The sequence below is a fragment of the Bacillus sp. D386 genome, from assembly GCF_006346415.1.
Window position 1 is genome coordinate 957,761 of sequence record NZ_VEMV01000001.1, and the last position, 26,109, is coordinate 983,869.

Below are 26,109 nucleotides of genomic sequence, written 5' to 3' on the forward strand. Positions count from 1 at the left end.
TTATGAGGAAGCAACAACTCTTTTTAATGGAATGACGATTATCTTTCCCCACCTTTTATAAAAAGCACTGTTGGTTTCCTCAGGCAAGCTCGTGTCTGGGTCACTCGAATCGTAGCTACTCAATAATCTCAACTCCTCCTGAAGATAGTTTTGCCTCTTACATCTTATACCTAACATTCAAAGCTGTGCAATGGGAAATTAACTATTCATAAAAAGATTACCTTAGTCTGACTGTCATACTCCCTTTTTTTATAATAGCCTTTGCTCTTTCGTTCTCTAAAAAGACAATTAACCCCCTTACTTATCCCAACTGATTGGAAAAAGCATTTCTTACACCCTAAATAATAAAAAATAAAATCTACATAAAAACAAAGCATCCCCTTTTAATCTTAAGGGATGCTCTGATTGCGTATATCAATTACTTATTATTTCTATATTCTTTTTCTGTTCCGTCATTAAATGAAATATCTATATCAATCGCCTGATAATTATCATCTAATTCAAATGCTGAAATAACTTTGGATATAACATCATCCTGTGATGTATTAGAATCAATATCTAATTTTTTAAATATAGGATTTAAGCGGTCAACTGCATCATTACCATTTACTCGCTCATTATTTCGATCATCTTCAATCGAAGCTTCTACTCCATCGTTATCATTTTCGTAGCTAACCTCATAATCCTTATTATTTTCGTATTTCACTTCAAGATCAAAATCTCTAAAAGAATAAGCTGAATCATTTGTATTAGTACCCGTATTATTGTCTGTTGCTTGATTGTTTGCGTTGTTATTGTCTGTCGCTGTATCATTCGCATTGTTATTTTCTGTTGTTTGATTGTCATTTGCTTGATTATCTTTTTGTGCATCATCATTATTATTGCACCCTGCTGCAAATACTGTTAAAACGCACATACACATGATTAATGATAATTTCTTCATAATGTCTCCTCCTAAGTTTGTTATGTAACTGTTGTTTTAGTATTTCCCCACTTAGCTTCTAAATACACTATCTTTTCATATTTATAGTGATAATTATTTCATTATACTTACCGGGTAAAACCTATGATAAACTGCTTTTAAAGTTTAAAATGTTATATAGCGGGAGGATATATCTTGTATACATGGGTATAGAGAATTGTGGCACATAGAGCTAAAAGAGGAGGTTTATTGAATGATGTATACATATCGTAAAATAATCTTAGTGATTTGGATTATTTTCACATTGGTAATGGGATTCTTCGCTCTAAAAATGCCTGGTATTCTGCAAGGCAGCGGCTTTGAGATGGAAGAGTCCTCCTATGATAAAACAAATGAGCTATTAGAGGATCGGTTCGGTCAATCAGCCTCACCTTATATCATTTTATTTGAAAATAAGGATAATTTAGAGGAAAAGGATTTTAAACAAAAGATAAACTCAGTATTGAATGATGTGAAAAAAATCGACGGGTTTAGCTCAGTAGAATCCCCCTTAGAAAATGATTTACAATATAAAAAGGAGATTGCCTATGCCTCTATCTCTTTTGACGAAGACACACAAGAACCTGCAGATTATATTAAAGCTTTAAACCAAGAGATTGCTGGCCAGGATATATCCGCTTCTCTGACTGGTAGCCATGTCATTGAAGAAGATATGAGCAAAGCATCTCAAACTGATTTAAAAAATGCCGAAATGATTGGGATTCCAATCGCCATGATTGTATTGTTATTAGCTTTTGGAGGATTGGTTGCTGCTTCCATTCCCCTGATGACCGGGATTGTAGCCGTTGTATCCTCGATGGGGATTATTTATTTTATTGGTCAGAGTATTAATCTTTCCGTGTTTGTTTTAAATGTTGTTCCCATGATTGGGTTAGCAGTCAGCATTGATTTTGCCCTTCTCTACATCCATCGATTCAGAGAAGAACTGCAGCATCATGAAGTCAGTAAAGCCGTGAGCATTACAAACAAAACTGCCGGGAAAGCAATTGCTTTTTCTGGAACCTGTGTTGTTCTTGGTCTTGCAGGGATGTTTTTCATTAATATTGATATATTCCGAAGTATAGCTGTCGGCGGTATAGTCGCTGTTTTCATTTCTGTCATTTCTGCCCTTACCTTCCTGCCGGCCTTATTAGGCATTATCGGTAAAAACATTAACAAAGCTATGATTCTAAAAACTAAAGAAAACTCGGACAGTAAATGGAGAAGTTTCGCAAACTTCGTAATGAAACGCCCTATAATTATGGCCTTAGCCGCTTTACTCATTTTAATGATTGCAGCCACCCCTATTCGCAATATTGATTTAGAAATACCTAATGCTGATTCTTTGCCGGCTGACAGTCAAACAAGAATTGCATATGAAAAATTTGAAGACTCTTTCCTTCCAAGCAATCAGTCAAACGTACCGATTGTTTTAGAAACAAAAAATCAAGAGGACATATTATCAAAGGAATCCCTTGAGAACATAGAAGCATTTATAAATGAGCTTAAGGAAGATGAGCTTGTCGATCAAGTTGATTCAATATTTACGTATACAAACACAAACTCCGCTGAAGAGTTATATCAAACCTTACAATCTGATGCGGCTAGAGAAAAAATGGCTCCTGTCCTCGAAAAGCTAGTGAACGAAGATACAACCCACATAACGGTTAAACTCGATGCAGCATACAAAACCGCGAAAGCAAAAGATTGGGTTCGAGAGGCTGAGAATCAAGACATACATCCAGAGCTGACTCACACTATTGGCGGTCAGGCAAAATTCACACAAGAAATTTTTGATGAAATCCTGGAGCAGGTCCCAAAAGGTTTATTACTGATTATCGGGGCTACTTATTTGATTTTATTAGTTGCATTCCGGTCTGTACTCATTCCGGTGAAAGCTATTCTGATGAATATCCTTTCCCTTGGAGCTGCCTTTGGTATCATTGTATGGATTTTCCAGCACGGGAATTTAGGAGTTGATCCTAACCCAATTGCACTAATGATACCTATCTTAACCTTTGCAATTGTTTTTGGATTAAGTATGGATTATGAAGTTTTCTTAATCTCCCGTATCCAAGAGATTTATCTCGAAACTGGAGATAACGATAAAGCTACCCTTGAAGGCTTAACTACAACAAGCAAAATTATCACCTCGGCAGCCGCCATAATGATTGCTGTTACAGGTGCCTTTGCTTTTACAGATATTGTACCGGTAAAGCAAATCGGGGTTGGTGTGGCCTTAGCTATTTTTATAGATGCCACCCTTGTCCGTATGGTCCTTGTTCCTTCTCTAATGAAATTGCTGGGCAAATGGAATTGGTGGTTCCCTGGACAAAAAAGGGCGAAAAAAAGCAATAATTGATTGTATACCAAACTCGCATCCTCAATTGTTTTGGATTACACTTTAACTGAAGAGATTTATCAATTTGGAGGTGTTTGGCAATGAACAACCATGAAATTGATTACAAGATATACGGAGACGATATGCAATTTGTAGAAGTGGAATTAGATCCGAAAGAAACAGTCGTGGCCGAGGCCGGAAGCTTAATGATGATGGATGAGCAGATTCAAATGGAAACCATTTTCGGTGACGGTTCTTCTTCCCAATCTGGAATGATGGGCAAATTATTCAGTGCCGGAAAAAGAGTCCTGACTGGAGAAAGTTTATTTATGACCACCTTTACAAATGAAGGAACTCAAAAAAAGCATGTATCTTTTGCTTCTCCATATCCGGGAAAGATCGTTCCTTTGGATTTAAGTGAATTGGATGGAAAGGTAATCTGCCAGAAGGACTCCTTTTTAGCAGCTGCGAAGGGTGTATCAGTAGGTATAGAATTCCAGAAAAAAATTGGGGCTGGCTTTTTTGGCGGTGAGGGATTTATCATGCAAAAACTCGAGGGTGATGGGATGGCTTTCGTGCATGCCGGAGGGACATTACATCAAAAAGTATTAGCTCCAGGAGAAAAAATACGAGTAGATACCGGCTGTATCGTTGCAATGACCAGAAATGTCGATTACGATATTGAATTTGCCAAAGGTATTAAAACCGCGTTATTTGGCGGAGAGGGTCTGTTTTTTGCTACATTGCAGGGTCCTGGAACAGTCTGGGTTCAATCACTCCCCTTCAGCCGCCTTGCAAGCAGAGTGTTTTCCGCTATGCCGTCTAGAGGCGGGTCAAGCGATGAAGGCAGTGTAGCAAAAGGTCTTTTCGATATGTTTGGTGGAAAATAGAAGAATAGCAAATTAGTAGCCCAATAGAAAAGTCTATTGGGCTTTTTTTGTTTTATCCCCTATTCATTTGAATTATATGGTAATTTAAAGTAAAGGGAATATTTTCATAGTCTCTAATCCATAAATTGCTTCCAAAAAATACGCACTTCAATCCCTTTACAATCACGTTTTTAAGTCCTTATTTTCGGGACAACTCCTCTCCCACATAGGAGGTGTTATAACTTCCGTAATTTTACCTGTCATTATTCTTGAGCAAACCCGTTCTATAGCAATGGGTAGAGTAATCTCCATTAATTCCTTACTCTTTATCAGTATCCTTTCTTTTTTCAGTATCCTTGTTAATAGATTGAATCGTGTCTAACTTATCCTGCTTGTCGGTTTGGCTGTGAAACGATTCATATGGCTCTAAGTATAGCTATTTTAAAATCGTGTTTCTTACATTCCAGCACAATGAAGTTCGCATTTTTAATTAAATTAGGAAAGATGAAAACAGGAATAATATGTTATAATTATATTAATATAATAAATTTTCTGAAAGGTGATGCTATATGAGTATCTTGAATAAGTTTCACCATACCAACCCAACTGAAGAACTTTTATATAAAGCACTTAATGCTGATGAAAACACAGAAACGGATACAATTATTAAGCTTTTAGAAACCGCCCTGCAATCCATCTCGGGTAAAATGCCAAAGAGGGTCAGTAAAATGGTGTTTCCTGCTACAATCCTTTTGGCTGATCAATATATAAAAGTGAATAACCTGCAAAAAGCTAGAGATACATATGAAGCAGCCTTATCACTGGCTAAAACAGACATGGATAAAATGCGTGTTCATGAATCAATCGGGAAGATGAATTACTTACTTAATGATTTTGAAAAATCAGCAAGCCATTATCTTAAGTCCCTGCACTATGCCGCTAAGTACACACCTAAAGATGCGATAAAAAATGTCCACTCCCATTTATTGCATCAACTAGGTCACGTATTACTCGATAACCATCGTTCTGTTACGGAGGAACAAAAAAAGCAAGCTGATGAGTTTCAAAAATATTTACTGAATCAACCTAACTCCTATAACTTAACAAAATTAAATTTTTATCGGGATATTGGAATGGATTGGTGGAAAGAGTTTCATCTATTTAACCAGTAACTAAGTAAGACCGCGAATGACCATTTCCGGTCTTACTTCTTTTTATATCCATATAGTAATCAGTCATTTACTTCGCATCTATCACTAATAACCCTTATCCATTTTTATGGAATATTTTAGCTGACTGTTAAATTGAGTATAATAAGAGAACCTAGAAAAAAAGCGAAGAAAGCTGGTTGTACTCGATGATTTTATTTGAAAAGGAATTTTGGAAATTTAATATGGTTGGCATTGTAAATACAATCAACTATTATATTTTGTATTTACTTTTTAAAGAAGTGTTTCAGATGAACTATATGACTGCCCATTTACTTGGTTTTTTTATCAGTATGATTGGCTCCTTTTATCTGAATTCCTATTTTACCTATCGAACGAAACCAACTTTAAAAAAATTCCTTCAATTCCCATTAACCTATGTCGTTAATATCTTAGTGTCCACGCTTGCCATTTATATTTTAGTCCAGTTGCTTTCCATACATGATAATATAGCACCTATAATCGCTACTATTATTGCGATTCCTTTTACCTTTTTACTCTCAAAAATGATTCTTGCAAAGGATTAATTTAATTCGGGATTAAGATTTGAAAGTATTGATCAACCTTGAAATAAAAAAATCCTATAAAAGCATATCATCACTGCTTTTATAGGATTTTATTTTTAGAAAGCATTAATGGTGGTGTGTATGGATAAATTTTGTATTTCTTGTATTTGCGCCTACCAGTAACAAGGAGTGGGTACTCATTTTCCCGCTTGGTAACTTCCTGACTCCATTCAAAAACATACCGTCGGTGATTGCCGTTGCAGAAAATAAACAATCATCTGTACGAATAATTTCATCCAGCTCGAAAATTTTAGTTGGATTTTCAATACCCATTTGTACACATCGGTTATATTCTTCATGATTCATAGGAACTAGCTGCCCCTGAAAATCTCCTCCCAGACATTTTAGTGCAGTTGCAGTGATGACACCCTCTGGAGCTCCGCCTGTACCGACAAGCATATCAATATCCATTCCATCGATTCCAGTTGCTATAGCGCCCGTTATATCAACATCAGAGAATAACTTCAACTTCGCTCCCAGTTCGAGAACCTGTGCCATTAAAGTACTATGCCTGTCGCGGTCCTGAATCATAATGGTCAATTCTCTTACATCTTTTCCAAGGGCCTTCGCAACTGATTGCATATTCTCTTTTAAGGAGGCATTTATATTAATACATCCTTTTGCATTTGGCCCAACTGCGATCTTTTTCATATACATATCAGGAGCATGAAGCATGCTTCCACTTTTCGCAGCAGCCAACACAGCCATTGAATGATTTTTCCCTTTAGACATTAACGTCGTACCTTCCACCGGATCAACAGCTATATCAATTGCCGGACCGTTCCCATTCCCCAGCATTTCATTGATATAAAGCATTGGCGCTTCATCCATTTCTCCTTCACCAATTACGACTCTTCCACACATATCGATTGTATTTAAATGATGCCTCATAGCCCTTGTCCCTGCACCATCTGCTTCAATCTTATTTCCCTTTCCTATCCAGGGATATGAAGCAATAGCTGCCTGTTGAGTAACATGTAGCAGATCTTCTGCAATTTGCTGTACGGTGTGTTTCTTACTCGCATACTTGGTGAATTCCATAATCAACTTCCTTCGTTTAATAGTAAATTTCCCTATCCATTTTAGGGTTCATTTATACAAATAAACAAGTTTATAATTTTGGTAATAAACTATGCAGCCAGATAAGCATTTTAATTAGGAAAAAACAACTTTATTTACATGTAAAGATAAGGCTGTTTTCATAAACATTATTGCTAACGACTAATAAAAAAAGTAGACAGCTTTTTAACTGTCTACTAAGAAACCTGCACAATCAACTAATCCTAAAACACCTTCTAATTCCTAGAGTGGATGATGACCGTTTATGTAAACAACTTTAGCAAGATTTCTCACTCTCACAAACAAATTGCTCCAACTTCTGAATTGCTTCCACTACCCTCTCAGCTGTAACCAATCCAATTGACATTACATGAATCGACTCACCCGTAACTGTTGCTTTTTCAGCAACCTCAGCAATCAGCGCTTCCGTTATATCTTCCACACCTAAATCTGTTAAGGATAATGGAAGGCCCAACTCCGCATAAAACAGTCGAAGCTCTTCAATTTCTGTCCATTTGTCTTCCAGCACTAGCTGAACTAAAATGCCATATGCCACCTTATCACCATGCAAGGCGTGATGAGTTTCTTCAAGTACCGTTAAACCATTGTGAATCGAATGAGCGCCAGCAATTCGACCGTAATAATCACCATAGCCCCCAACCATGCCACCAAACATAATAATCGTTTCCACTACTTTGACGAAATCATCATTTACTTCCCCAGCCTTTGCAGCTTCAACAGCTCCACGGGCGAATTTTAGCAATAAATCCTTACATTCTCTTGCAGCAAAATGAGCAATTTGCAGTGGAACAGTCTTATTATCAATTACAGCCATCTGTACATCCGCTTCGTACCATTTCGCAAGAGTATCTCCAATACCGGCAATTAACATTTCTATTGGAGCATCAACTAAAATTTGCGGCTCCACTAGCACCAGACTGGTACAAACCGGATATATATCATAACGAATGAAAGCTCCGGAATCATCATATATAACGCTTAAAGGCGTCCATGGCGAACAATTAGATGCCAATGTCGGAATGAGAATGGACTGCCTTTCAGTCGCATCGCAAACCGCCTTAACAAGATCGAGTATCTTTCCGCCTCCGACACCTATTACCGCATCCAATGAATGATGCTTGACCAGCTTAGTAACCGCCTCGATTTCGGCAAATGAGCACTCGCCTCCGTACGTATATTCTTCCAATTCTACCTCTGCCATTTGCGGCCAATACGGCTTTACTGCCTCCCAGGACTTTTTGCCACGAACCACAAGAACTCTGCAGAGATTGCGTTCCAGCAGCTTAGCTTCCAATAAATCTAAAGCGTTATCTTTCAAAATATATTCACTTGGAGCACCATGAACTGAAAAAACAGTCATTTTCATCACTCATTTCTATTTGCTGTTAAAAACATTAATAAAGTGGGAAGTGTTATCTTTATATATTCTGTATGTCTAACCTTACACCCGCCATGCTCCTTCTATGGTTTTGTATTGTTTACGAATTAGTTGTTTAATCTAAGGGATATACAGCCTTAGTATTTATACATAAAACAAAGAGAGAACTGAGGACATTTTTTCTTATTATTTCATCCATTCAGGCTTGCCGAAGCCGACAAATTCTTCATCGATTATTTTTTCGAATTCATCAGATTCTACCACTGATAAAATATCCTTAGCTAGCTGTGAATCATCATTATTAGCCTTTACAGCCACTAAATTTCGATATGGATCAAGCATATTCTCAAGCGCTAATGCACTTAATAAGTCCATATCTGCAGCTAATGCGAAGTTTCCTGGTACTGCTGATAAATCTGCACTGTCAATAGATCGAGGTAGCTGTCCTGACTCTAGCGGCTGGAATTTTAAGTTTTTCTTGTTTTCGATTATGTCCTTTTCAGAAACTTTAAGGGGTTCTGCATTTTCATCTACTACAATTAATCCTTCATCTTGAAGTGTATTGAATGCGCGAGCTGCATTTACCGGATCATTCGGAATTGTAATCGTCGCTCCGTCCTTCACTTCATCCAAAGATTTATACGTGTTTGAATAAATACCCATCGGCGCAGTCGGTACTTTAATTAACCCTGTCAAATCCATGCTGTTCTCTTTTTCAAAGTTTTCCAAGTAAATAGTATGCTGAAAAAGGTTCGCATCAATATCTCCACCATCTAACGCTTTATTCGGTTGAATATAATCACTGAACTCCACCACTTCTACTTTGTATCCCAATTCTTCCAAGCCTGGCTTGATTGCTTTCGTTGCCATATCACTATAAGGACCAGAAGTAGCTCCAATTTTAATATCCTTTGACTCTGAGCTTGCATCCTCAATGCTTTCATTGCCGCTGCAAGCTGCCAATGTACCTACCACTAAGAATAAAATAAATGCTGTTAACCCCTTTTTCATGAAATAATTCCCCTTTTCTATTATCTTTTATCTATAACTTTTGCGATGAAATCACCGGCAAGTTGGATAACCTGAACCAATACGATTAAAATAATAACAGTTGCAATCATAATGGTATTATCATAGCGATAATACCCATAGCGAATCGCTAAATCACCAATACCGCCACCACCGACCGTTCCTGCCATAGCAGAAAACCCAATCAAGCTAATTAATGTAAGTGTAATACCCGAAATGATACCTGATCTCGCTTCGAGCAATAGTACTTCCTTAATAATCATCCACGGTGTCGCACCAGCTGCTATCGCGGCTTCAATAACACCTTTATCAATTTCTCGTAAAGACGTTTCAACGATTCTCGCAAAAAACGGAATAGCTGCGACTGACAGCGATACGCTAGCAGCTGTTGGTCCAATCGTTGTCTTTACAACAAATTCGGTCAATGGCATAAGAGCAACCAATAAAATAATAAATGGTATTGATCGGACCAAATTGACGACAAATCCTAATATCCTCTGAACCGTTTTGTTTTCCCAAAATAAACCCTTTTCTGTCACATATAATAGAATTCCAACTGGTAAACCAATCACGATTGCGACAGCTAAAGAAATGGAAATCATGTAAATCGTCTGCAAAAATGCTGTGTTAATTTCAGGAATAAGCTCTATAAAGTGGTTGAAATCAAAGCCCATGTTGGAACACCTCCACTTCTGCCTCTCGACTTTCTATATAAGATATCGCTTTATTAATCTCTTCCTTCTGTCCGCGAAGCTCCATGATAAAAATACCTAAAGGCAATTCCTGAATATATTCAATTGAGCCATGAAGAAAATTGCCTTTTACATTAAATTGCTGAAGCGTATCCGATATGACTCCCTCACCGGCAACCGTTCCCCTAAACGTCACCTTGACAATCGGACCCTTGCAACTTTGGTAAATAGCGTCAGGTATATCGAACGAAACAACACTGTTAATGAATTCCTTCGTAAGATCGGCATGGGGTTTAGCAAAAATATCATACACCGAGCCTTCCTCAATGACCTTGCCATCCTGCATAATCGCCATTCGATTACAAATTTCCTTTACTACATTCATCTCATGTGTAATCAACACAATCGTAATATTGAGCTCCTTATTGATTTTTTTCAACAAATTCAATATTGATTTCGTTGTCGTCGGATCTAGTGCTGAGGTCGCCTCATCACAAAGGAGTACTGTCGGGTTATTCGCCAACGCCCTTGCAATCGCTACACGCTGCTTCTGTCCCCCACTTAGCTGCGAAGGATACACTTCACGCTTTTCAGCTAATCCGACCATTTTCAACAGTTCTTCTACTCGGTCTTGTATTTGAGTCTGCGGCACTTTTGCTGCCTTTAAAGAAAAAGCTATATTTTCAAAAACTGTTTTCTGGCTAATAAGATAAAAGTGCTGAAAAATCATCCCGATTTTTAAGCGTGCATGACGCAATTGCTTGCTTCTCAACTTAGCCAGATCAATTCCATCAACTGTGATATTTCCCGATGTTGGACGCTCCAACAAATTAATACAGCGTAGCAGCGAGCTTTTACCTGCTCCTGAGTACCCGACAATCCCGAATATCTCGCCTTTTTTAATTGTTAAGGAAACGTTGTCAACTCCATTTACTATACCGCTTTTAGTTTTGTAAATCTTATTAACATTCTGAATTTTTATCATATGCCAACCTCTATCTCTACACATTTTTTGAAACAAAAATGCCCCTCTCATCTGAAAGGGGCATCGAAATACATCTATCTCGACTTATCTTTCAGAATGTAATACATTCTGCAGGAATTGGCACCTTCCCTATTAAGGGGGTTGCCGGACGTCATAGGGCCTAGTCCCTCGGTCGCTCTCGATAAGCTATAGCTTTATTTGATTTGTTTATGATATTACAGACTTCAGAATAGTCTGTCAACAAAAACCTTTTTGACGTAAACTGTTGAACCGCTTTCATCATTGCAATTTCAATAAAATATTCCAATCCACATACATCGGATTAAAAAACTCCCCATTCTTCTTCGTAGGGCTGAACTGACGATAATGTAAAACTCTACATTTTCGCAAGCCGACTGAATAACACTTTCATCGCTCACTATTTTCATCTGCCAAACAAGCTCATTTAATGTATAGTCTCCACATTTCACATTTTCCGAAAAACAATCATTTCTGAAAAAGCTACCACACCCACTTCATCAAACGTTCCCCTATAATCTATGACTCAGCAAATCTAATAACCATTTACTACCGCTATATTCAAATTCTTTCAGCTCACTATAGACATTTCTAAATAAAGGTTATAGAATTTTATCTATTATTTAAATATTCAAAACTATATTCTCTTCGTAAAGGTGAATTATATGACATATTCAGAACGCTTAAAAAAACTGCCAGTCCAATTTTTTGCAACACTTGTCCTAAAAGTTAACAGCGCTATAGCTGAAGGCAGAGACATTATTAATCTCGGACAAGGAAATCCTGATCAACCTACTCCTGCGCATATCGTCAAAGCCCTGCAAGTGGCGGCTGAAGATGCACAAACTCATAAATATTCTCCATTTCGGGGTTTGGAAGAGTTGAAAGAAGCGGCAGCACAATTTTATCACAAGCAATATGGCGTCGAGGTTGACCCTAAAACTGAAGTTGCCATCCTTTTTGGAACGAAGGCCGGACTAGTTGAGCTACCAATGTGCTTGCTCAACGATGGAGAGCTAATGCTCTTGCCAGACCCAGGCTATCCCGACTATTTATCTGGAGCTGTATTAGCAAACGTAAACTATGAAACTTTTCCACTAACAAAAGATAATCAATTTTTGCCGGATTATGAAAGCATCCCTTTAGAACAAAGGACCCATGCAAAGCTAATGTATTTAAACTACCCAAATAATCCTACCGGAGCTACCGCAGATCATGCTTTTTTTGAAAAAACAGTATCATTTGCAAAAGAAAATAACATTACCGTACTTCATGATTTTGCCTATGGAGCTATTGGCTTTGATGGACAAAAACCTATCAGTTTTCTTGAAACGGAGGGTGCAAAAGAAGTCGGCATTGAAATGTACACACTCTCGAAAACTTACAATATGGCAGGCTGGCGTGTTGGCTTTGCTATCGGAAACCCAGCTATCATCGAAGCACTCAATCTCATTCAAGATCATCTTTACGTCAGCCTCTTCCCTGCTGTACAAAAAGCGGCAATCGCAGCCTTGACAGGGGAGCAATCCTGCGTAGAAGAGCTTATCGAACGCTATGAACGACGACGAAATTCCCTCATTGGCGCTTGCAATAAAATCGGCTGGAAAGTCGAAGCCCCAACTGGTTCATTCTTTGCTTGGCTTCCTGTCCCTGCCGGTTTCAAGAGCGAGAGCTTTGCTGATTATTTGCTTGAAAAAGCAGATGTAGCCGTTGCAGCAGGAAAAGGCTTTGGTGAATACGGAGAAGGCTACATTCGTGTCGGCTTATTAGTAGACGAAGACCGGCTAATAGAAGCTATTGAACGTATTGGAAAGCTAGGAATATTCACTTAAACAACTGCGGTATTGAACTGCTCCCTGTCTAGTAAACAATGAATATAATAAAAGCAGAACCCTGAATTCTAAGGGGTTCTGCCGCTCAATCTCTATTGATAACGTTGTTACAGATGCTATTAACGCCTCTTTTAAAATTCGTTTTTTTAATAATACTATTCTATTTTACTGTGCCCCAAAATGAATCGCCCCATGTGATCAATACAGCGTTCTTTTTTTTTGAGCACAGAAAAACTCCCCATTAGGTAAGCCAGATTTTTCAAACTGTCTTACCTAATGGGGAGCATAAAAAAAGACCGTCAACATGCCAGCCTTGATTTTCTGCTATTGACCTGTTAATACAATAGCTACGGTTTACTTATAACTGGATATAGAGAGATTATATTCTCTAATTCTTTAATCAAATCATCTAAATATGATTGATTTGATAAAAATTCAAAGGATAATACAGCACCACTTCCTGTCGGATAACAAGTCTCTCCAGACCATTCTATATGCCCCAACTTATCCATTTCACATTCAAAATAAATAAAGCTATCTAAATTTTTCAATATAGCTTTACCCGATAAATCCTTATTCATTAACTTCAAATCATTTAAAAAAATCACTAATGTCATCAGTTCTTAAACTAGCAATAAAATCAACATAATATCCAGGGATTTCAACTTTCACGTTTGAAATAACCCAGTTTCCATCCCAATAATCAAAGCTATTCGGATATTCACGAGCTATGATATCTATTTCTACTTTAGCTTTTTCTCCCAATAGATGGAATTTCATTTTACCACCTCATATTCTATAACTTATTAGCTTTGGTCATCTTGTACTAATCTGTTCCTTTAACCGAATAGCAAAAAAGAGCTGATCAACCAGCCCTTGATATGAAAGTAATACCCTCGTTAGGGAATAAGACTATTTTTCTATAATTATATAATCTTTCGTTTTAGAATATGGAATACCATGTTTGTTAGCAAAATCAACTAATTCTTTGAAAACGTCGTTGGGATTGAAATTTACAATTCGGATGGTAAGTCCTTTTTTAACTTGCATAAAAGCACCTTTGGTATACCAATTGACTCGTTTAAATTTAATCTGTTTTATTTGATGGGGAAATATACTTGTTTTATATAAAGGCCATTTAAAAAACAATATTTGATACGTCAAATAGTCATTATTTATCACAAATTTATATCTGATACATAATAAAACAAGAATAACTAAAGAAAATATCATTTGGAAGTATAATAACCAATCGAAAAAGTCATTTATTGAAATTGTCAATATCATTAATAGCATTATATACCATAATGCTACTCTTTGAGTCTTTGCGAAATAAACCAACTATCTCTCCTCCCTACATGTTCACTTTAACATAAATATCCATACTCCATTGAAATATACTGCCCCTAGCTGCATAGCAAAAAAAGAGCTGATCAGTATTACACCCCAAAAGTCAGATTTCTAACTTATTGGGGTCACTACATCACAGCTCTGATATTGGAGCGGGTACTCCCGATAGTTTCAGTTTATTCTTTCACAAAGAGAGTTAGCATTAGCTAAGTGCTTCTTTTTCCTCAAAGTTTTACTTCAGCTGAGGATTAGCTCTCCCTTTTTCTTAAAAGTTGCAAAGTCCCTTTTTTCTGTTCTTTAAAGTCCTCTAATTGTCTAGGAACATTAGTTACTCCATGATATATTGCATAAAACTCTTCCCACGGTTTTCCATCCAAGCGATAATATTTTTCTAATATATCTATATAAGTAAACAAAGCCTGTTCCACCACAATTTCAGATAGCTCATACTCGCTTGGCAATTCCATATCCAATCTTTCGCATAACAATTTTTGTATTCTCTTTGCATACTTTATCTGTCCCATGGAAACATCTAGCTTCTCATATTCCTCTTTAATGCTCACTTTCATTTGGTTCCCTTCCGATAAAAAGTCGTTACAAATTATACTCTAATTATTAATTAAAAACAGATAATTTACAATACCTACTATTATATTAAGATAATAATCAATTTAGTTTCTAATCGATTTGCAAGTCATCCCACTAATTACTAAATGTTACAAAAATCAGCTATTTTCCACAAAATCATCAATTTTATTCCATGTATGGATTAATGTAGACTTGTTGATGTGCAAAAACACAAAAAATAAAGACAGCTATCATTATCCGATAACTGTCCTCCCTCTTAGTATTCAGTTAAAAATTGATCAATTAATTTAACATATTTTTCTTTTGGGTAACTCATATAGAGCCCTGAAGCCAATCTGACTGCGTCGCCAAAAAAGAATCGTTCATACAGGGATTGCCGCGATCCGAAAGCACTCATGGATATATCCCATGCCAACCGAAAAATCTTCACTTTTTCTTCTGCTCCAACGATGGCTCCCTGCAAATACAAATCAAGATCCGCACCGATTTCTGATGAAAAATCAGCTTCTGTTGGAATGGCCATAAGCCCACTCGCTCCGATTAATTGAAGTATTTCTGTACATCTTGGATACAAACGAGCAAACAATAAAATGGATGCCTGTAACGGATTTACATCCGGTACCATCGTTCCCCACTTATCCGCCTTGGCATTTACTTCAGATGCAAGCAGCAACGCCTTTAATGATTCCAAACCAACATATATTTCACTGATTTTATCATGTATATGCTGATACTCACCCACCTGAATGGAATCAATTAGCTTTTGAGCAAGCCCCAAAATCATCTTCAGCTTGACGATTCTCCTGCTTGTAACCTGATGCGCAGCCAGTAAATGGAAGCTGCTTTCCTGATAAATTTTCTGAGCTATAAGAGGATTCTCATAAAAGAGCACTCTATCCCAGGGAACCAATACCTGATCAAACACGACAATGGAATCCACCTCATCAAAACGGGAACCAAGCGGATGATCAAATGCCGAATCACGGTAGCTAAATGGTTCTCTGCATATAAATTTCAGTCCCGGCGTGTTGCTTGGAATGGAAAATCCATACGCAAAATCTTTATTATGGCTAGCACCATTAGAAGGAAATACCAGTAATTCATCCGTAATTCCTCCCTGTGTGGCTAAAAGCCTAGCTCCATTAATAACAATCCCATCATCCTTTATTTCTGTCGTCTGCGCAGATATTGTCTGGGTAAAATTTTCAACATAATAGGATGAGCGATTTACCTGTGGATTGATAAAAGTATGGGTGAAAGATAAATCTTGCTCGCGGGCATTCTCAAATATCGTCAGCATGTTTTTAGTGAAACGTTCATCCTGCTCAGAAAAAATAGCCGCGGCAGAAGCAAAGGACATCATCACAGTATTCATGTAATCGGGTGATCTGCCCAAAAACCCCCCGCTCGATTTAGCCCATACTTGTGTCATTAGTCTTCTTTTTTCTAAATCCTCTTTTGTTTTTGGTTCCAAAAAAGAGGTCCCAACCAGATTGCCAGTAACAGGTGAACGAAATGTCATGATATTTCGGTTGGATTCCTTTAATTGCAAATCATATAATGCCGCCTGACTCTTTATGACTCCTTTAAAAGCTTGATGTTCAGAAATTTTACCATTCACTTTTTGTCCATCTATCCATATCGATGAATGAAGATTATCTATTTTTTCGATGTATTCCGATCCAGATCTTGTCGGCATAAAACTCCACCCTTATATATTCAGATACAGTAGACTATGTACATACCATCATAATGTATGTACGAATGTCTAATAATTATCCAAAGGGCTTGGACTTTTTAGGAATGTTTATCCTCTGCCTGCCTGGAAACCCGGATATTGTGTCATTCCACCATCCACAAATAAGCTTAATCCTGTCACATAGCTTGATTCCTTAGAAGCGAGCCAAACTGCACATGCTGCAACCTCTTCAGGCTTACCGATATACCCCATCGGAATAAGATCAAGGACCTGTTTCTTCGCTTCAGGATCATTGAATTTTTCTTCATTGATAGGTGTATTGATTGCGCCCGGACATATATTATTTACGCGAATTCCTTTCGGAGCATACTCCAAGGCAAGCGTTTCACTCATTAGTTTAACCCCACCTTTACTTGCCGCATAGTGGACAAAATGGGGCCATGGAATTTGCTCATGTACAGATGACATATTAATGACGGAACCTTTTATCTTATGTTCAACCATATACTTAATGGCTTCTCTGCTTCCTAAAAAACATCCTGTTAAATTCGTGGAAATAACCTTATTCCAATCTTCAAGGCTTAATTCGTGTGAAGGCATTTCATTTTCAACTCCAGCATTATTAACCATGACATCAAGTGTACCAAATGTCTCAACTGCCTCATTTATTAACCTTTTAACGTCCTCTTCTTTCGAAATATCCGCCTGAACAGTGATGGCGTCCCCACCACAGGCTTTAATGATTCGAACAATCTCATCTAGATCTTTTTCAGTTGAACGATAATTAATAACTACTTTTGCTTTCTCTTCCCCAAAACGAAGGGCCATGGCCTTTCCAAGCCCTTTACTTGCTCCAGTTATAACAACAACTTTACCTTCTAAATCTTTATACATAGTACGTTTCTCCTCTCCACTATTTATTTTTTGGTATATCCCAATATAACGCCTCCGGCAATAACAAGGAGACAGCCTGCGATGACCATTATCAACCTTTTCTTATCCTTTTTCTCACCTAATAAGAAAATCCCCCCAAGCGTGGAAATCACAATACCAGTTTGAGAAAGAGAGTAACTTGTGGCTACTCCGATTTTTGGAACTGACAGAAGAAGTGCAATATTACCCGTTGCCCAAACAAGCCCCGAAAGCATATTTCTCACTGTATATTTATCAAACGCATGCTTCCAAAAGCCTATTACAAGACCAACAATTAGCATTCCGGTAGCCTGCGGAAGAATAGCTGACCAGCCATCAATTTCATACCATCTGATAATAACAACATAGCCTATATACCCTAATGATGATAATGTCAGAGTGATTAAGCCTTTTTTTAACTGACTTCCTTCTTCATCGCTATCATTTCCGACTGAATTAAGAATCACGCCTGCAATCAAACAGCAAAGAGCCAGTATCCCCATAATAATTTGAGCCTTCGTGCTCCATTCATTAAAAACAATCAAACCAAATAAAGAAGTTCCGATTAATTGCATGCCCGTTGAAATGGGTACTGTTTTCGATACACCTATATACTTGACGCTAATAAACTGCCCTGTTTGCCCAATTGCCCACAGTCCTCCTGAAATCAACCCTACAATCCAAACTGTAGGATTAAATACAGGTTCAGAAAAAAACAACATAATTACAGCAAAGAGAAATGCACCCAATGTGATTCCCAATGTTTGGCTATAAGCATTTCCACCAAGTTTTACGCTAATTAATACCAAGCTGCCCCAGCATACAGCAGCTAATAATGCTAGTAATATTCCCGACATACATATCCCACTTTCTACCCTTATAGAATCTTTTTACTTTTATATGGCTGTAAAATACCCTTATTTACCTATCCGGAAACGTTAGGCTGAATTTCCTATTTATATTTAATTCATAATTTTCCACTTGCTTATTATGTAAGCGCTAACATATAGTAATAATTGACAGAATTATCAAAATACTCCTTCGCAAGAACTCGAACCCCGTCGCTTTGTCATGGACTACTTTTTATTTTAAGGAGGAATTGGTTTGAAATCGAAAGTAACAAATCTTATTTTGGTCACAGGATTAATCATTAGCTTTTTTGCTTTTTTGCCACAGACAAAGGCGAGTGCCGCTGAAAACCAAGGCAATGATTATCCTATCGTGTTTGTCCATGGTTTAGGTGGATGGGGAGAAGGCGAATTTTTAGGTTACAATTATTGGGGCGGACTAAAGGATGTTCCGGAGTACTTAGAAAGCATGGGCCATCAAACATTTGTAGCAAGTGTCAGTCCAGTAGCCAGCAACTATGATCGTTCAGTAGAACTCTATTATTATATTAAAGGCGGCACGGTAGATTACGGAGCGTCCCATGCCAAACAGCATGGACATTCACGTTATGGGCGCACCTATGAAGGGGTCTACCCTGAGTGGGATGCTGATCATCCGGTTCACCTTGTAGGCCACAGCATGGGAGGATTAACAACACGCAGTTTAGTTGATCTTCTAGAAGACGGCAGTGCAGAAGAACGTGACTATCATCAGGTCCACCCGAATGAAAGTATGTCCTCTCTTTTTGAAGGCAATAAATCGTGGGTGCACAGTGTGAGCAGCATTGCTACCCCACATAACGGTACAACATATGCAGATGATGAAAATAGAATAATATCTTTTGTTAAAGATCTAATCATTAATGTCGCCAGTGTTACAGGGATCAGCCAAGAAAACTTAGTATATGATTTTAAATTGGACCATTGGGGAATTCGCAGAGAACCCGGGGAGTCTTTTAAATCGTATCTCTCCAAAGTCATTAACAGTAAGATTTGGGAGAGTACTGATATAAGTGCATATGATTTAAGTACACCAGGGGCTGCTGTACTTAATCAAAAGGTAGAGACAAAATCAGATGTTTATTATTTCTCCTACACCGGTCAAACCTCCAAAAAGAGTATTTTGACAGGTCAGCATATACCATCTGCTTACACACATCTGTTTCTCCATCAACCTACCAGTTTCTTAGGGAAATTTAGTAGAACTAATCCACAAGATGGACCCATTATAGATAAAAGCTGGTGGCCAAACGATGGATTAGTCAGTACGGTTTCGTCTTTTTCGCCATTTGGACAACCAGCAAAAGCCTATAATGGGGTAGCAGAAAAAGGGAAATGGAACTACTACCCTATCATGAGCAATTGGGATCATATTGATTTTATCGGTATTCTCAGCCTTAGCAGCAAAACGCCAGCCTTTAACGTTTATCCGCTTTATAAAGATATAGCTGAAAATGTACACTCATTGGATGAATAACTGCACTTTGCTTGAAAAAAGGAAGTAAAAAAATGCTTATGCCAAGTTCACTTATTTGTGAATTTGGCTTTTTTATGCTCCATCGAAAGTTGTAGATTCTATCCGTAAAATTACGGATGTAATCTTCCATTTTTAAAAATAGAATAAGAAATAGAAACAATATTCCATGTTTTCTTAATTTATATTGAAATATTATCAGAATGTTATAAAATTACATAATGGGAAAAGGGGAGGGTCAACCATGGGTTTTAAACAGTTTCACCGTACAATTAAAATACGTATTATAGAGTCATTTTTAAGTTCCGCCATTGGAGGTATGATATTTCCATTCATGGCGATTTATTTATCTTCACATTTCGGGGTAAAAATGGCGGGACTTTTATTGCTGATTAATGTGTTTGTCGGCATAGCGATAAATTTCTTTGGAGGATATTTTTCAGATAGCTTCGGCAGAAAAAAATTAATCGTATTTGCTGAATCGCTTCGATTTTTAGCATTCGTTACCATGATGATTTGCAATTCACCATGGTTTACAGAACCGCTGATTACATTCTTTATGATGACTGTTAACAGTATATGCTGGGGCTTAGCAGGGCCTGCAAATCAGGCAATGCTGATTGATGTCAGCCGTCCTGAGGAACGAAAATCGATGTATACCATTATGTATTGGGCAAATAATCTATCCATCGCTTTTGGCGGTGCCATTGGCGGATTTATGTTTAGAGAATACTTCTTTGAATTACTCCTCGCTCTTTCAATTACTTCATTGATTGCATGGACCTTAATTACATTTTTTATTGAAGAAAGCTACATACCAAATAAAACAGAGAAAAAAACACCACCCCAACATGTCAAACAATTATTTTCAAATTATCATTCTGTTTTTAAAGATAAACTCTTTGTCTTATACGTATTAGCAGGAATCTTTGTTCTATCAATGGAATTCCAATTAACAAGCTATATGAGTATTAGACTGTCAGAGGATCTATCCATTCAGAATCTATTAGGAATCGAATTTGGCGGGATTGAGATGGTCGGGTTCTTACGTACAGAAAATACGATTTTGGTTGTAATTTTAGCCCTGTTTGCGACAAAGCTTGTTTCTAATTTGAACGACCGAAATGTATTAATCACCAGCTGCATTGTCTTTGTAGCCGGCTATGCTGTGATTTCTTACTCTAATAATATCTGGTTCTTATTCGGAGCAATGTTCATCGCAACTGTTGCTGAAGTATTGCGTGTGCCCGTCCAGCAAAATTATATGGCTAATTTGCCCCCTGAACATGCGAGGAGCTCTTATTTAGCTGTAAACGGATTAACCTATAATGTGGCCAATTTAATTTGTTCTCTAACGATTACATTAAGTGCGTATCTATCCAATTTAGCTACATCCATTTTTATTACTGGTATCGGTGTAGCTGGGATTGTTATTTTTATCAAGATCGTTCCTGCTCTCGACAGAAGGATACATCCTGAAACTGAGGCAGAGATTGAGACTCCAATGAGCATAACCGATTAATCGATGAAGTAAGCTGGTTTTAAGGTAAATGGAGAATTAACCCCATTCCTCATCTGTTTTATATTGAGTTTAGGGAATCCTCTTTAGCAGAGTAAATATGTAGTTGTACACGAAAATAAAGCTCAAAGCAAAATGCTTTGAGCTTTTTTCGGCGTAAGATAGTGAAATAGGTATTTATTCAAATAAGTCTTCCAAAAGATCTTGTACACGTTTTTTCCTTCTTTCAGTCTGCGTTAAATCAAGCTTATAGTTACCATCCTTTTCAATAAGGATATCTCCTTCCCTTACATCAACAGGCAATTTGCTCAACTCAACATCCACCATACTTTTATCAGTTTTCTCACAGACTGCCAAATTACCTTCTATTCGATTAACAATTAATATCATCGTTTGTTCCTCCTTATTGCTTTGTAAAAGATATTTGCATGTTATATGTCCTCATTTGTCTTTAAAAAAGGACTCTCTCTTTTCCCTCGGCGAGTAGTAATTGGCTGGATTTGTTGCGACTTTTCCGTATCCACCCAAATATCCCCTCAATTGGTTCAACGAAAAATAGACAATATCAGTTAGAGCCATTGCATAAAACAATTAATTATGATTAAATAACAAATCCTTTTACACTAATAATGATTAACGAAAAAAAGGTAATAAGAAAGAGGGATAGTATATCATCTTCCCTCTTTTTAACATTTATTACGCATTAATTTAGTATAATCATTTTTCCTTTTATTTCTTATCTTGGAGAACAAGTAGGATGCAGACATGAGTAAAATGATTATTGCCACTATCACGTATTCATTGATTCCACTAGAATATAAACCTGCTGGAATAAGGGCCAAGATAAAAAAATAAATAAAGTTTCCAACGGCCGTACCTAATATAAACTTTTGCAATGTAATTGAACTTAATCCTGCAATTATATTAATGATGCTGGTTGGTATAAAAGGAGTAACTCTAGCAACCAATATATAAGAAACACCTTTATCTTCAATTTTTTGTAATTGTTCAGGAGAAATTTTCGACGAAAAACGATCAGTGAATAGATACCTAATGAAGATAAAAATGATCATTGCCGCCAGAACACTTGTAAGCCAGCTCCAAATAAAGCCTTTAAAAAATCCAAATACAGTAATGTTGATAGTAATCACGAGAATCAGGGGAATAATTGTAAATGAGTTCTGGATAATCATGATAAACAGCATGAAAACGTAGACATATAGAATGGAGTCCAATACAGCTGTTTTTATATATTCGTAATTACCATTTATAATGGCCTTATAAAGGGTACTTTCCTGTATTTGAACAAAAAAGAAAATAGCAAATAGGAGTAAAAGAGTAATAAAGATTTTTCTGCCATTTAAATGATTATAAATGTTTTTCTTCATCTCTCACCATCTTCTCTTTTGCCTTTTTCTTTCCAGTTTGCACTGGAAAGACAGCATATTACCCTATACCCTAAAATTTAAACTTATAGACTATTTATTCATACATTCAATCCATATTCTTCAAAAAATATTATAATAACATTTCCCGGGTAATAAAAAAAGAAGGCTCAAATTTGTGCCTCCAATATAGCTTATGATTGATGAGTCCATACTGACTTTGTATAGGCTATTTTCACCCCTGCTCTTCCCATATTATTTTGACTGATACCGCCGAAGCTCGCCTGACCAACTATTACCTTACAATTATTTCGTTTTGCCTCTATAATCCGTCGTTGTATTAAAGCTCCCTGAACTCCTTTATTTCTATACTGCGGTATAGTTCCTGCTGCAGCTAAGTATGCCCCCCTCTCTCCCATAAATAGTACACCTATGCCCGCAGGTTTATCTTTATAATTAGCTAAATAAAATTTCCATCCAGGCATACCATACAGTATTTCATTATTGCGGGCGATATTTTCTTTTAAAAATAACGGCATATCGAAAGCGTCTATATACAGCTCTGCAAATAAATCAAATTCGTTTGATTTAAACTCGCGTATTGAAACTGATGAATTTTCATCTCCATCTATTAATAACTTTTGTGGATCAGCATACAGATTGGTTAAAAAATCGGTGTGTAAATAGCCAAGGTTTGCAAGGGCCGAATAAAGAATGGATGTTGCATGTGCAGGGGTAATTTCAAATCTCGCTGGAACCCCTTTATCGTTGTATAATTGGATCAATTCATTCAATAAAGGAATATCTTTATCCATTATTCCTTTTATTTTGTTAAATGCTGGACCTGGGATATTTTGAGCCACAAAAGCTATCACATTACCGAACTTCCGTATTTCTATACCCATAGGATTATCCGGAATTTTTTCTATTCTTGATAATCTCGAATAGAATGCGTCAGTTTCAACTTCTTCAATCCACTTTGCTAATTCGTTAGTTACTACTTGCATCATTACCCTCCCCCTTCACATTTATTGTAAAATATATCAAAAATAAAACAAGGGACTTCCGTTTTGGATGTCCCTTGTCCTTAATGCTTTAATATATAGGCGACCTTTTTAATTGCTTTCTGCATTTTTTTACTATTTTTTAGATACATCTGTTTTGCTTCATTGTCATCTGATGATAGTGCTAATAATTCTAAATCTGCCTGGCATTTTTTCATCGTGGCATATAATAGGGGTCTTTCCTGAGGAGATGGAACACGAATCTTATCGTCGAACAAATCGACTGTTAGTTCACCATATGTATTTACTTGTCCGATGAATACATTATCCAATGTCACATTCATTTTAGCTAATTCATTGTTCAGCCATGACTGATTTTTGCCAATCCGTATAAGTGGTTCAGATAAGATTACTCCATCCATTATAACCGTTTGTGGCTCTCTTTCCTTTGGAACCTTCATATTCAAGTCTTTTGCTGTTAATGGTCTATTTTCTTTTTTCAATAGGACATTCAATACTCCGTTTGCCTCTAATACAGCATAATCTACTTCTGAAATATCAAAAACACCATTCTTACGACACATCTCTAGTAATTCATCAGTAGTAACTTTCTCTTTCTTTAAATTACCTTCCAAAACCTTACCATCCTGCATTAAAACAGTACCATTGCCATCAACAAAGTCACGCAACTTCTTGCTTTTTAGAGTGATCCGGCCTGATACATAAGGAACAGCTGCTGTTGCAACAATCGCAATGATTCCCAGATGGATTTTTTGATCCAGGCCTGTCACAACTTCAGCTCCAATATTTCCTATTGTTATTCCTGTGACATATTCAAACATGGATAACTGGGCTATTTGCTTTTTCCCGAGTATTTTGGTGATGAAGAATAAAATTAGTAAAAAAAGAACGGATCTTACTATGACATCTAACCATTCTGGCATTTCCAATACACATCCTCCGAATGATAAAGAGTTTAGCTTGTTAATATTTCGACTCTTTTTTTAATATCTGTAACAATCTCTCCAACAAGCAACATTGCCTGATGCAAATCCGCAGCAGTCTCTTTTTGTTCTGTATTTAACGCTAAAATTGATAGACTAGCTTCAATTCCTTCAAGATTTGCCAGGCATATCCTTACTGTTGCTTTAACAGTCATCATTCCTACCTCCACTACATAAGGTAATTACCCATTTTATTTTAGTATGTGCTCTAATATTTCTTCTATACTGTCCTTGATGCAGAAGGGCCGGCTTTATTAGCCGTTCGAATATATGAGTATTCATTTGTGGCCTATTAAATCTTCCTCTTCCATTAAATCGGTTAGTATTACGGCGTTTTTTGCTATTGCTTCCTGGAAAAATGTTCGGTATTATACACACGATCTTTACTTAACGCTAAAGCTTCAAGGTTTCCCTGTTTATGTTTATGTATGCTTTTCAAAAATAAAAAAGAGTATATTTCATTTGAATATACTCTTCACTTATTATTCATAAATATTATTTTTTGCTATTTCCTTTAGCCTATTGAGATCCTTAACAAATAATTTACCATTCGATCTACTGATTATATCCTCATTGCAAAGGGTTTTTATTATACGGTTTAAATGTCGGTAGCTTGTTCCAACCATATCCGCAATATCCTTTAAACTTGAACCTACAGCTTCTTCATGATAAACCGGACGCTCACCATCTGTAGTTGTTGATAATAAAAAACTAGCTAATCTCACTTCAACAGGATATAAAAGATTTAATGTTGCTGCATCAGTTTTAGCACGAAATCTACGTGTAACCACGTCTAGTAAAAATGACAGAAACCTTGCGTCATTACCTACAGTATGTCTAATGGTATGAAACGGTATTTTTAACACCAGACAATCAGTACTAGCTTCAATCGTATGAAGTACAAGCGTACCTTGTATATATTCAATATCGCCAATAATTCCTAATGATTTTTGGAACCGCAATATTAAGCGTTTATCATCAGGGGTTATGGTATATATTTTAACTTTTCCTTCAACGAGAAAATACATATCATTGATTTCATCGCCTTTAGAACAAATCAACTGTCCTTTTTTTATTTGCACAACATCAATATCATTTAAATCAATGCCAGAAAAAATCTCGCACATATCATATTTTTTTAGATACTTTAAAATGAACTTCTCTCTTTCAGCTTTTTGCATCAGATGTTTCACCTTCAATTATTTAACCTTCGTTTGTCAGTAATCTTCCCTATTCCATCACGAATTACGAGTAGAAGTATAGCTTTTATATTTGAGATGGTAAATATATAATCATTTCCAACCAAAATAAGAGTGACCTTTTCTACC

26 protein-coding genes and 1 riboswitch are annotated in these 26,109 nt (G+C 36.8%); of the genes, 7 read left to right on the top strand and 19 right to left on the bottom strand.

Translation table 11 applies throughout. The features are described from left to right. Window positions 1–123 (bottom strand): hypothetical protein, encoded by a 123-nt coding sequence (locus FHY45_RS20800; protein WP_257468979.1) that lies wholly within the window; start codon window positions 121–123, stop codon window positions 1–3. 295 nt (window positions 124–418) lie between these two features. Continuing rightward, the gene (locus FHY45_RS04680) at window positions 419–943 is read right to left on the bottom strand and encodes a YusW family protein (RefSeq protein WP_066101994.1); all 525 of its coding nucleotides are present in this window, start codon (window positions 941–943) and stop codon (window positions 419–421) included. Between the two features lie 232 nt (window positions 944–1,175). Between FHY45_RS04680 and FHY45_RS04685 the strand changes: the two genes are divergently transcribed. The 4 genes from FHY45_RS04685 (at window position 1,176) to FHY45_RS04700 (ending at window position 5,906) form a co-directional block, all read left to right on the top strand. After that, window positions 1,176–3,323 (top strand): MMPL family transporter, encoded by a 2,148-nt coding sequence (locus FHY45_RS04685; protein WP_139891511.1) that lies wholly within the window; start codon window positions 1,176–1,178, stop codon window positions 3,321–3,323. A gap of 80 nt (window positions 3,324–3,403) precedes the next feature. Beyond that, complete coding sequence (locus FHY45_RS04690; protein ID WP_066101999.1) at window positions 3,404–4,192, top strand: TIGR00266 family protein; 789 nt, start codon at window positions 3,404–3,406, stop codon at window positions 4,190–4,192. Between the two features lie 548 nt (window positions 4,193–4,740). After that, a complete protein-coding gene (locus FHY45_RS04695) occupies window positions 4,741–5,343 on the top strand; it encodes a tetratricopeptide repeat protein (RefSeq protein ID WP_066102001.1) in 603 nt (200 codons plus the stop codon). A 185-nt stretch (window positions 5,344–5,528) separates the two neighbouring features. Then, window positions 5,529–5,906 carry a GtrA family protein gene (locus FHY45_RS04700; RefSeq protein WP_066102005.1) on the top strand — a complete coding sequence of 126 codons (378 nt, stop codon included), beginning with the start codon at window positions 5,529–5,531 and terminating at the stop codon, window positions 5,904–5,906. Between the two features lie 105 nt (window positions 5,907–6,011). Here the strand turns inward: FHY45_RS04700 and glpX are convergent, their stop codons facing one another. The 5 genes from glpX to FHY45_RS04725 form a co-directional block, all read right to left on the bottom strand. Continuing rightward, window positions 6,012–6,986 (bottom strand): class II fructose-bisphosphatase, encoded by a 975-nt coding sequence (glpX, locus tag FHY45_RS04705; RefSeq protein ID WP_139891512.1) that lies wholly within the window; start codon window positions 6,984–6,986, stop codon window positions 6,012–6,014. 295 nt (window positions 6,987–7,281) lie between these two features. Beyond that, on the bottom strand, window positions 7,282–8,385 hold the full coding sequence (locus FHY45_RS04710) for an iron-containing alcohol dehydrogenase family protein (RefSeq protein ID WP_139891513.1): 1,104 nt from the start codon (window positions 8,383–8,385) through the stop codon (window positions 7,282–7,284). 204 nt (window positions 8,386–8,589) lie between these two features. Further along, window positions 8,590–9,414 (bottom strand): MetQ/NlpA family ABC transporter substrate-binding protein, encoded by an 825-nt coding sequence (locus FHY45_RS04715; RefSeq protein WP_077247973.1) that lies wholly within the window; start codon window positions 9,412–9,414, stop codon window positions 8,590–8,592. Between the two features lie 20 nt (window positions 9,415–9,434). Beyond that, window positions 9,435–10,106: a methionine ABC transporter permease gene (locus FHY45_RS04720; protein WP_066102014.1), complete on the bottom strand. Its 672-nt coding sequence runs from the start codon at window positions 10,104–10,106 to the stop codon at window positions 9,435–9,437. Then, complete coding sequence (locus FHY45_RS04725; protein WP_139891514.1) at window positions 10,096–11,109, bottom strand: methionine ABC transporter ATP-binding protein; 1,014 nt, start codon at window positions 11,107–11,109, stop codon at window positions 10,096–10,098. The genes FHY45_RS04720 and FHY45_RS04725 overlap by 11 nt, the downstream gene beginning before the upstream one ends. Window positions 11,110–11,190: 81 nt before the next feature. Continuing rightward, a riboswitch (SAM riboswitch) is annotated at window positions 11,191–11,297 on the bottom strand. 495 nt (window positions 11,298–11,792) lie between these two features. On the opposite strand from FHY45_RS04725, the gene FHY45_RS04730 reads away from it, so the two are divergent. Further along, on the top strand, window positions 11,793–12,959 hold the full coding sequence (locus tag FHY45_RS04730) for a pyridoxal phosphate-dependent aminotransferase (RefSeq protein WP_139891515.1): 1,167 nt from the start codon (window positions 11,793–11,795) through the stop codon (window positions 12,957–12,959). A gap of 347 nt (window positions 12,960–13,306) precedes the next feature. On the opposite strand, the gene FHY45_RS04735 is transcribed toward FHY45_RS04730, so the two are convergent. From FHY45_RS04735 to FHY45_RS04760, 6 genes are all read right to left on the bottom strand, one after another. Further along, window positions 13,307–13,540 carry a WapI family immunity protein gene (locus FHY45_RS04735; protein ID WP_139891516.1) on the bottom strand — a complete coding sequence of 78 codons (234 nt, stop codon included), beginning with the start codon at window positions 13,538–13,540 and terminating at the stop codon, window positions 13,307–13,309. Window positions 13,541–13,550: 10 nt separating this feature from the next. After that, window positions 13,551–13,739 carry a WapI family immunity protein gene (locus FHY45_RS04740; RefSeq protein ID WP_139891517.1) on the bottom strand — a complete coding sequence of 63 codons (189 nt, stop codon included), beginning with the start codon at window positions 13,737–13,739 and terminating at the stop codon, window positions 13,551–13,553. An 818-nt stretch (window positions 13,740–14,557) separates the two neighbouring features. Next, window positions 14,558–14,878 (bottom strand): hypothetical protein, encoded by a 321-nt coding sequence (locus FHY45_RS04745; protein WP_066102026.1) that lies wholly within the window; start codon window positions 14,876–14,878, stop codon window positions 14,558–14,560. 275 nt (window positions 14,879–15,153) lie between these two features. Next, window positions 15,154–16,596 carry a 4-hydroxyphenylacetate 3-monooxygenase, oxygenase component gene (gene hpaB / locus FHY45_RS04750; RefSeq protein WP_139891518.1) on the bottom strand — a complete coding sequence of 481 codons (1,443 nt, stop codon included), beginning with the start codon at window positions 16,594–16,596 and terminating at the stop codon, window positions 15,154–15,156. Between the two features lie 108 nt (window positions 16,597–16,704). Next, window positions 16,705–17,490, bottom strand: coding sequence for a glucose 1-dehydrogenase (locus tag FHY45_RS04755; protein WP_139891519.1), 786 nt, complete (start codon window positions 17,488–17,490; stop codon window positions 16,705–16,707). A gap of 23 nt (window positions 17,491–17,513) precedes the next feature. After that, the gene (locus FHY45_RS04760) at window positions 17,514–18,365 is read right to left on the bottom strand and encodes a GRP family sugar transporter (RefSeq protein ID WP_066102037.1); all 852 of its coding nucleotides are present in this window, start codon (window positions 18,363–18,365) and stop codon (window positions 17,514–17,516) included. Between the two features lie 247 nt (window positions 18,366–18,612). On the opposite strand from FHY45_RS04760, the gene FHY45_RS04765 reads away from it, so the two are divergent. Beyond that, entirely contained in the window at window positions 18,613–19,872 is a 1,260-nt protein-coding gene (locus tag FHY45_RS04765) for an esterase/lipase family protein (RefSeq protein WP_139891520.1), read from the top strand. Between the two features lie 241 nt (window positions 19,873–20,113). Continuing rightward, window positions 20,114–21,391 (top strand): MDR family MFS transporter, encoded by a 1,278-nt coding sequence (locus FHY45_RS04770; protein WP_139891521.1) that lies wholly within the window; start codon window positions 20,114–20,116, stop codon window positions 21,389–21,391. A gap of 174 nt (window positions 21,392–21,565) precedes the next feature. On the opposite strand, the gene FHY45_RS04775 is transcribed toward FHY45_RS04770, so the two are convergent. The 6 genes from FHY45_RS04775 to FHY45_RS04800 all read right to left on the bottom strand — a co-directional run bounded on the left by FHY45_RS04775 (window position 21,566) and on the right by FHY45_RS04800 (window position 25,962). Continuing rightward, window positions 21,566–21,778, bottom strand: a complete 213-nt coding sequence (locus tag FHY45_RS04775; protein WP_066102047.1) for a DUF3006 domain-containing protein — start codon at window positions 21,776–21,778, stop codon at window positions 21,566–21,568. Window positions 21,779–22,074: 296 nt separating this feature from the next. Beyond that, window positions 22,075–22,776: a TVP38/TMEM64 family protein gene (locus tag FHY45_RS04780; RefSeq protein ID WP_139891522.1), complete on the bottom strand. Its 702-nt coding sequence runs from the start codon at window positions 22,774–22,776 to the stop codon at window positions 22,075–22,077. Window positions 22,777–22,967: 191 nt separating this feature from the next. Next, complete coding sequence (locus tag FHY45_RS04785) at window positions 22,968–23,783, bottom strand: GNAT family N-acetyltransferase (protein WP_139891523.1); 816 nt, start codon at window positions 23,781–23,783, stop codon at window positions 22,968–22,970. Window positions 23,784–23,860: 77 nt separating this feature from the next. Beyond that, on the bottom strand, window positions 23,861–24,721 hold the full coding sequence (locus FHY45_RS04790) for a DUF421 domain-containing protein (RefSeq protein ID WP_139891580.1): 861 nt from the start codon (window positions 24,719–24,721) through the stop codon (window positions 23,861–23,863). A 32-nt stretch (window positions 24,722–24,753) separates the two neighbouring features. Continuing rightward, window positions 24,754–24,939, bottom strand: coding sequence for a DUF1657 domain-containing protein (locus FHY45_RS04795; RefSeq protein ID WP_225983653.1), 186 nt, complete (start codon window positions 24,937–24,939; stop codon window positions 24,754–24,756). Between the two features lie 324 nt (window positions 24,940–25,263). Beyond that, on the bottom strand, window positions 25,264–25,962 hold the full coding sequence (locus tag FHY45_RS04800) for a Crp/Fnr family transcriptional regulator (protein ID WP_066102056.1): 699 nt from the start codon (window positions 25,960–25,962) through the stop codon (window positions 25,264–25,266). Between the last annotated feature and the right edge of the window lie 147 nt (window positions 25,963–26,109).

Coding starts and splice junctions, on each gene's coding strand:
- FHY45_RS04720 (WP_066102014.1), bottom strand. CDS start 10,106: ATGGGCTTTGATTTCAACCACTTTATAGAGCTTATTCCTGAAATTAAC.
- FHY45_RS04770 (WP_139891521.1), top strand. CDS start 20,114: ATGGGTTTTAAACAGTTTCACCGTACAATTAAAATACGTATTATAGAG.
- FHY45_RS04715 (WP_077247973.1), bottom strand. CDS start 9,414: ATGAAAAAGGGGTTAACAGCATTTATTTTATTCTTAGTGGTAGGTACA.
- FHY45_RS04760 (WP_066102037.1), bottom strand. CDS start 18,365: ATGTCGGGAATATTACTAGCATTATTAGCTGCTGTATGCTGGGGCAGC.
- FHY45_RS04700 (WP_066102005.1), top strand. CDS start 5,529: ATGATTTTATTTGAAAAGGAATTTTGGAAATTTAATATGGTTGGCATT.
- FHY45_RS04725 (WP_139891514.1), bottom strand. CDS start 11,109: ATGATAAAAATTCAGAATGTTAATAAGATTTACAAAACTAAAAGCGGT.
- glpX (WP_139891512.1), bottom strand. CDS start 6,986: ATGGAATTCACCAAGTATGCGAGTAAGAAACACACCGTACAGCAAATT.
- FHY45_RS04755 (WP_139891519.1), bottom strand. CDS start 17,490: ATGTATAAAGATTTAGAAGGTAAAGTTGTTGTTATAACTGGAGCAAGT.
- FHY45_RS04775 (WP_066102047.1), bottom strand. CDS start 21,778: ATGATATTAATTGTTAATCGAATAGAAGGTAATTTGGCAGTCTGTGAG.
- FHY45_RS04790 (WP_139891580.1), bottom strand. CDS start 24,721: ATGCCAGAATGGTTAGATGTCATAGTAAGATCCGTTCTTTTTTTACTA.
- FHY45_RS04795 (WP_225983653.1), bottom strand. CDS start 24,939: ATGATGACTGTTAAAGCAACAGTAAGGATATGCCTGGCAAATCTTGAA.
- FHY45_RS04680 (WP_066101994.1), bottom strand. CDS start 943: ATGAAGAAATTATCATTAATCATGTGTATGTGCGTTTTAACAGTATTT.
- FHY45_RS04730 (WP_139891515.1), top strand. CDS start 11,793: ATGACATATTCAGAACGCTTAAAAAAACTGCCAGTCCAATTTTTTGCA.
- FHY45_RS04690 (WP_066101999.1), top strand. CDS start 3,404: ATGAACAACCATGAAATTGATTACAAGATATACGGAGACGATATGCAA.
- hpaB (WP_139891518.1), bottom strand. CDS start 16,596: ATGCCGACAAGATCTGGATCGGAATACATCGAAAAAATAGATAATCTT.
- FHY45_RS04735 (WP_139891516.1), bottom strand. CDS start 13,540: ATGAATAAGGATTTATCGGGTAAAGCTATATTGAAAAATTTAGATAGC.
- FHY45_RS04780 (WP_139891522.1), bottom strand. CDS start 22,776: ATGAAGAAAAACATTTATAATCATTTAAATGGCAGAAAAATCTTTATT.
- FHY45_RS04740 (WP_139891517.1), bottom strand. CDS start 13,739: ATGAAATTCCATCTATTGGGAGAAAAAGCTAAAGTAGAAATAGATATC.
- FHY45_RS04745 (WP_066102026.1), bottom strand. CDS start 14,878: ATGAAAGTGAGCATTAAAGAGGAATATGAGAAGCTAGATGTTTCCATG.
- FHY45_RS04710 (WP_139891513.1), bottom strand. CDS start 8,385: ATGACTGTTTTTTCAGTTCATGGTGCTCCAAGTGAATATATTTTGAAA.
- FHY45_RS04800 (WP_066102056.1), bottom strand. CDS start 25,962: ATGCAAAAAGCTGAAAGAGAGAAGTTCATTTTAAAGTATCTAAAAAAA.
- FHY45_RS04685 (WP_139891511.1), top strand. CDS start 1,176: ATGATGTATACATATCGTAAAATAATCTTAGTGATTTGGATTATTTTC.
- FHY45_RS04785 (WP_139891523.1), bottom strand. CDS start 23,783: ATGATGCAAGTAGTAACTAACGAATTAGCAAAGTGGATTGAAGAAGTT.
- FHY45_RS04695 (WP_066102001.1), top strand. CDS start 4,741: ATGAGTATCTTGAATAAGTTTCACCATACCAACCCAACTGAAGAACTT.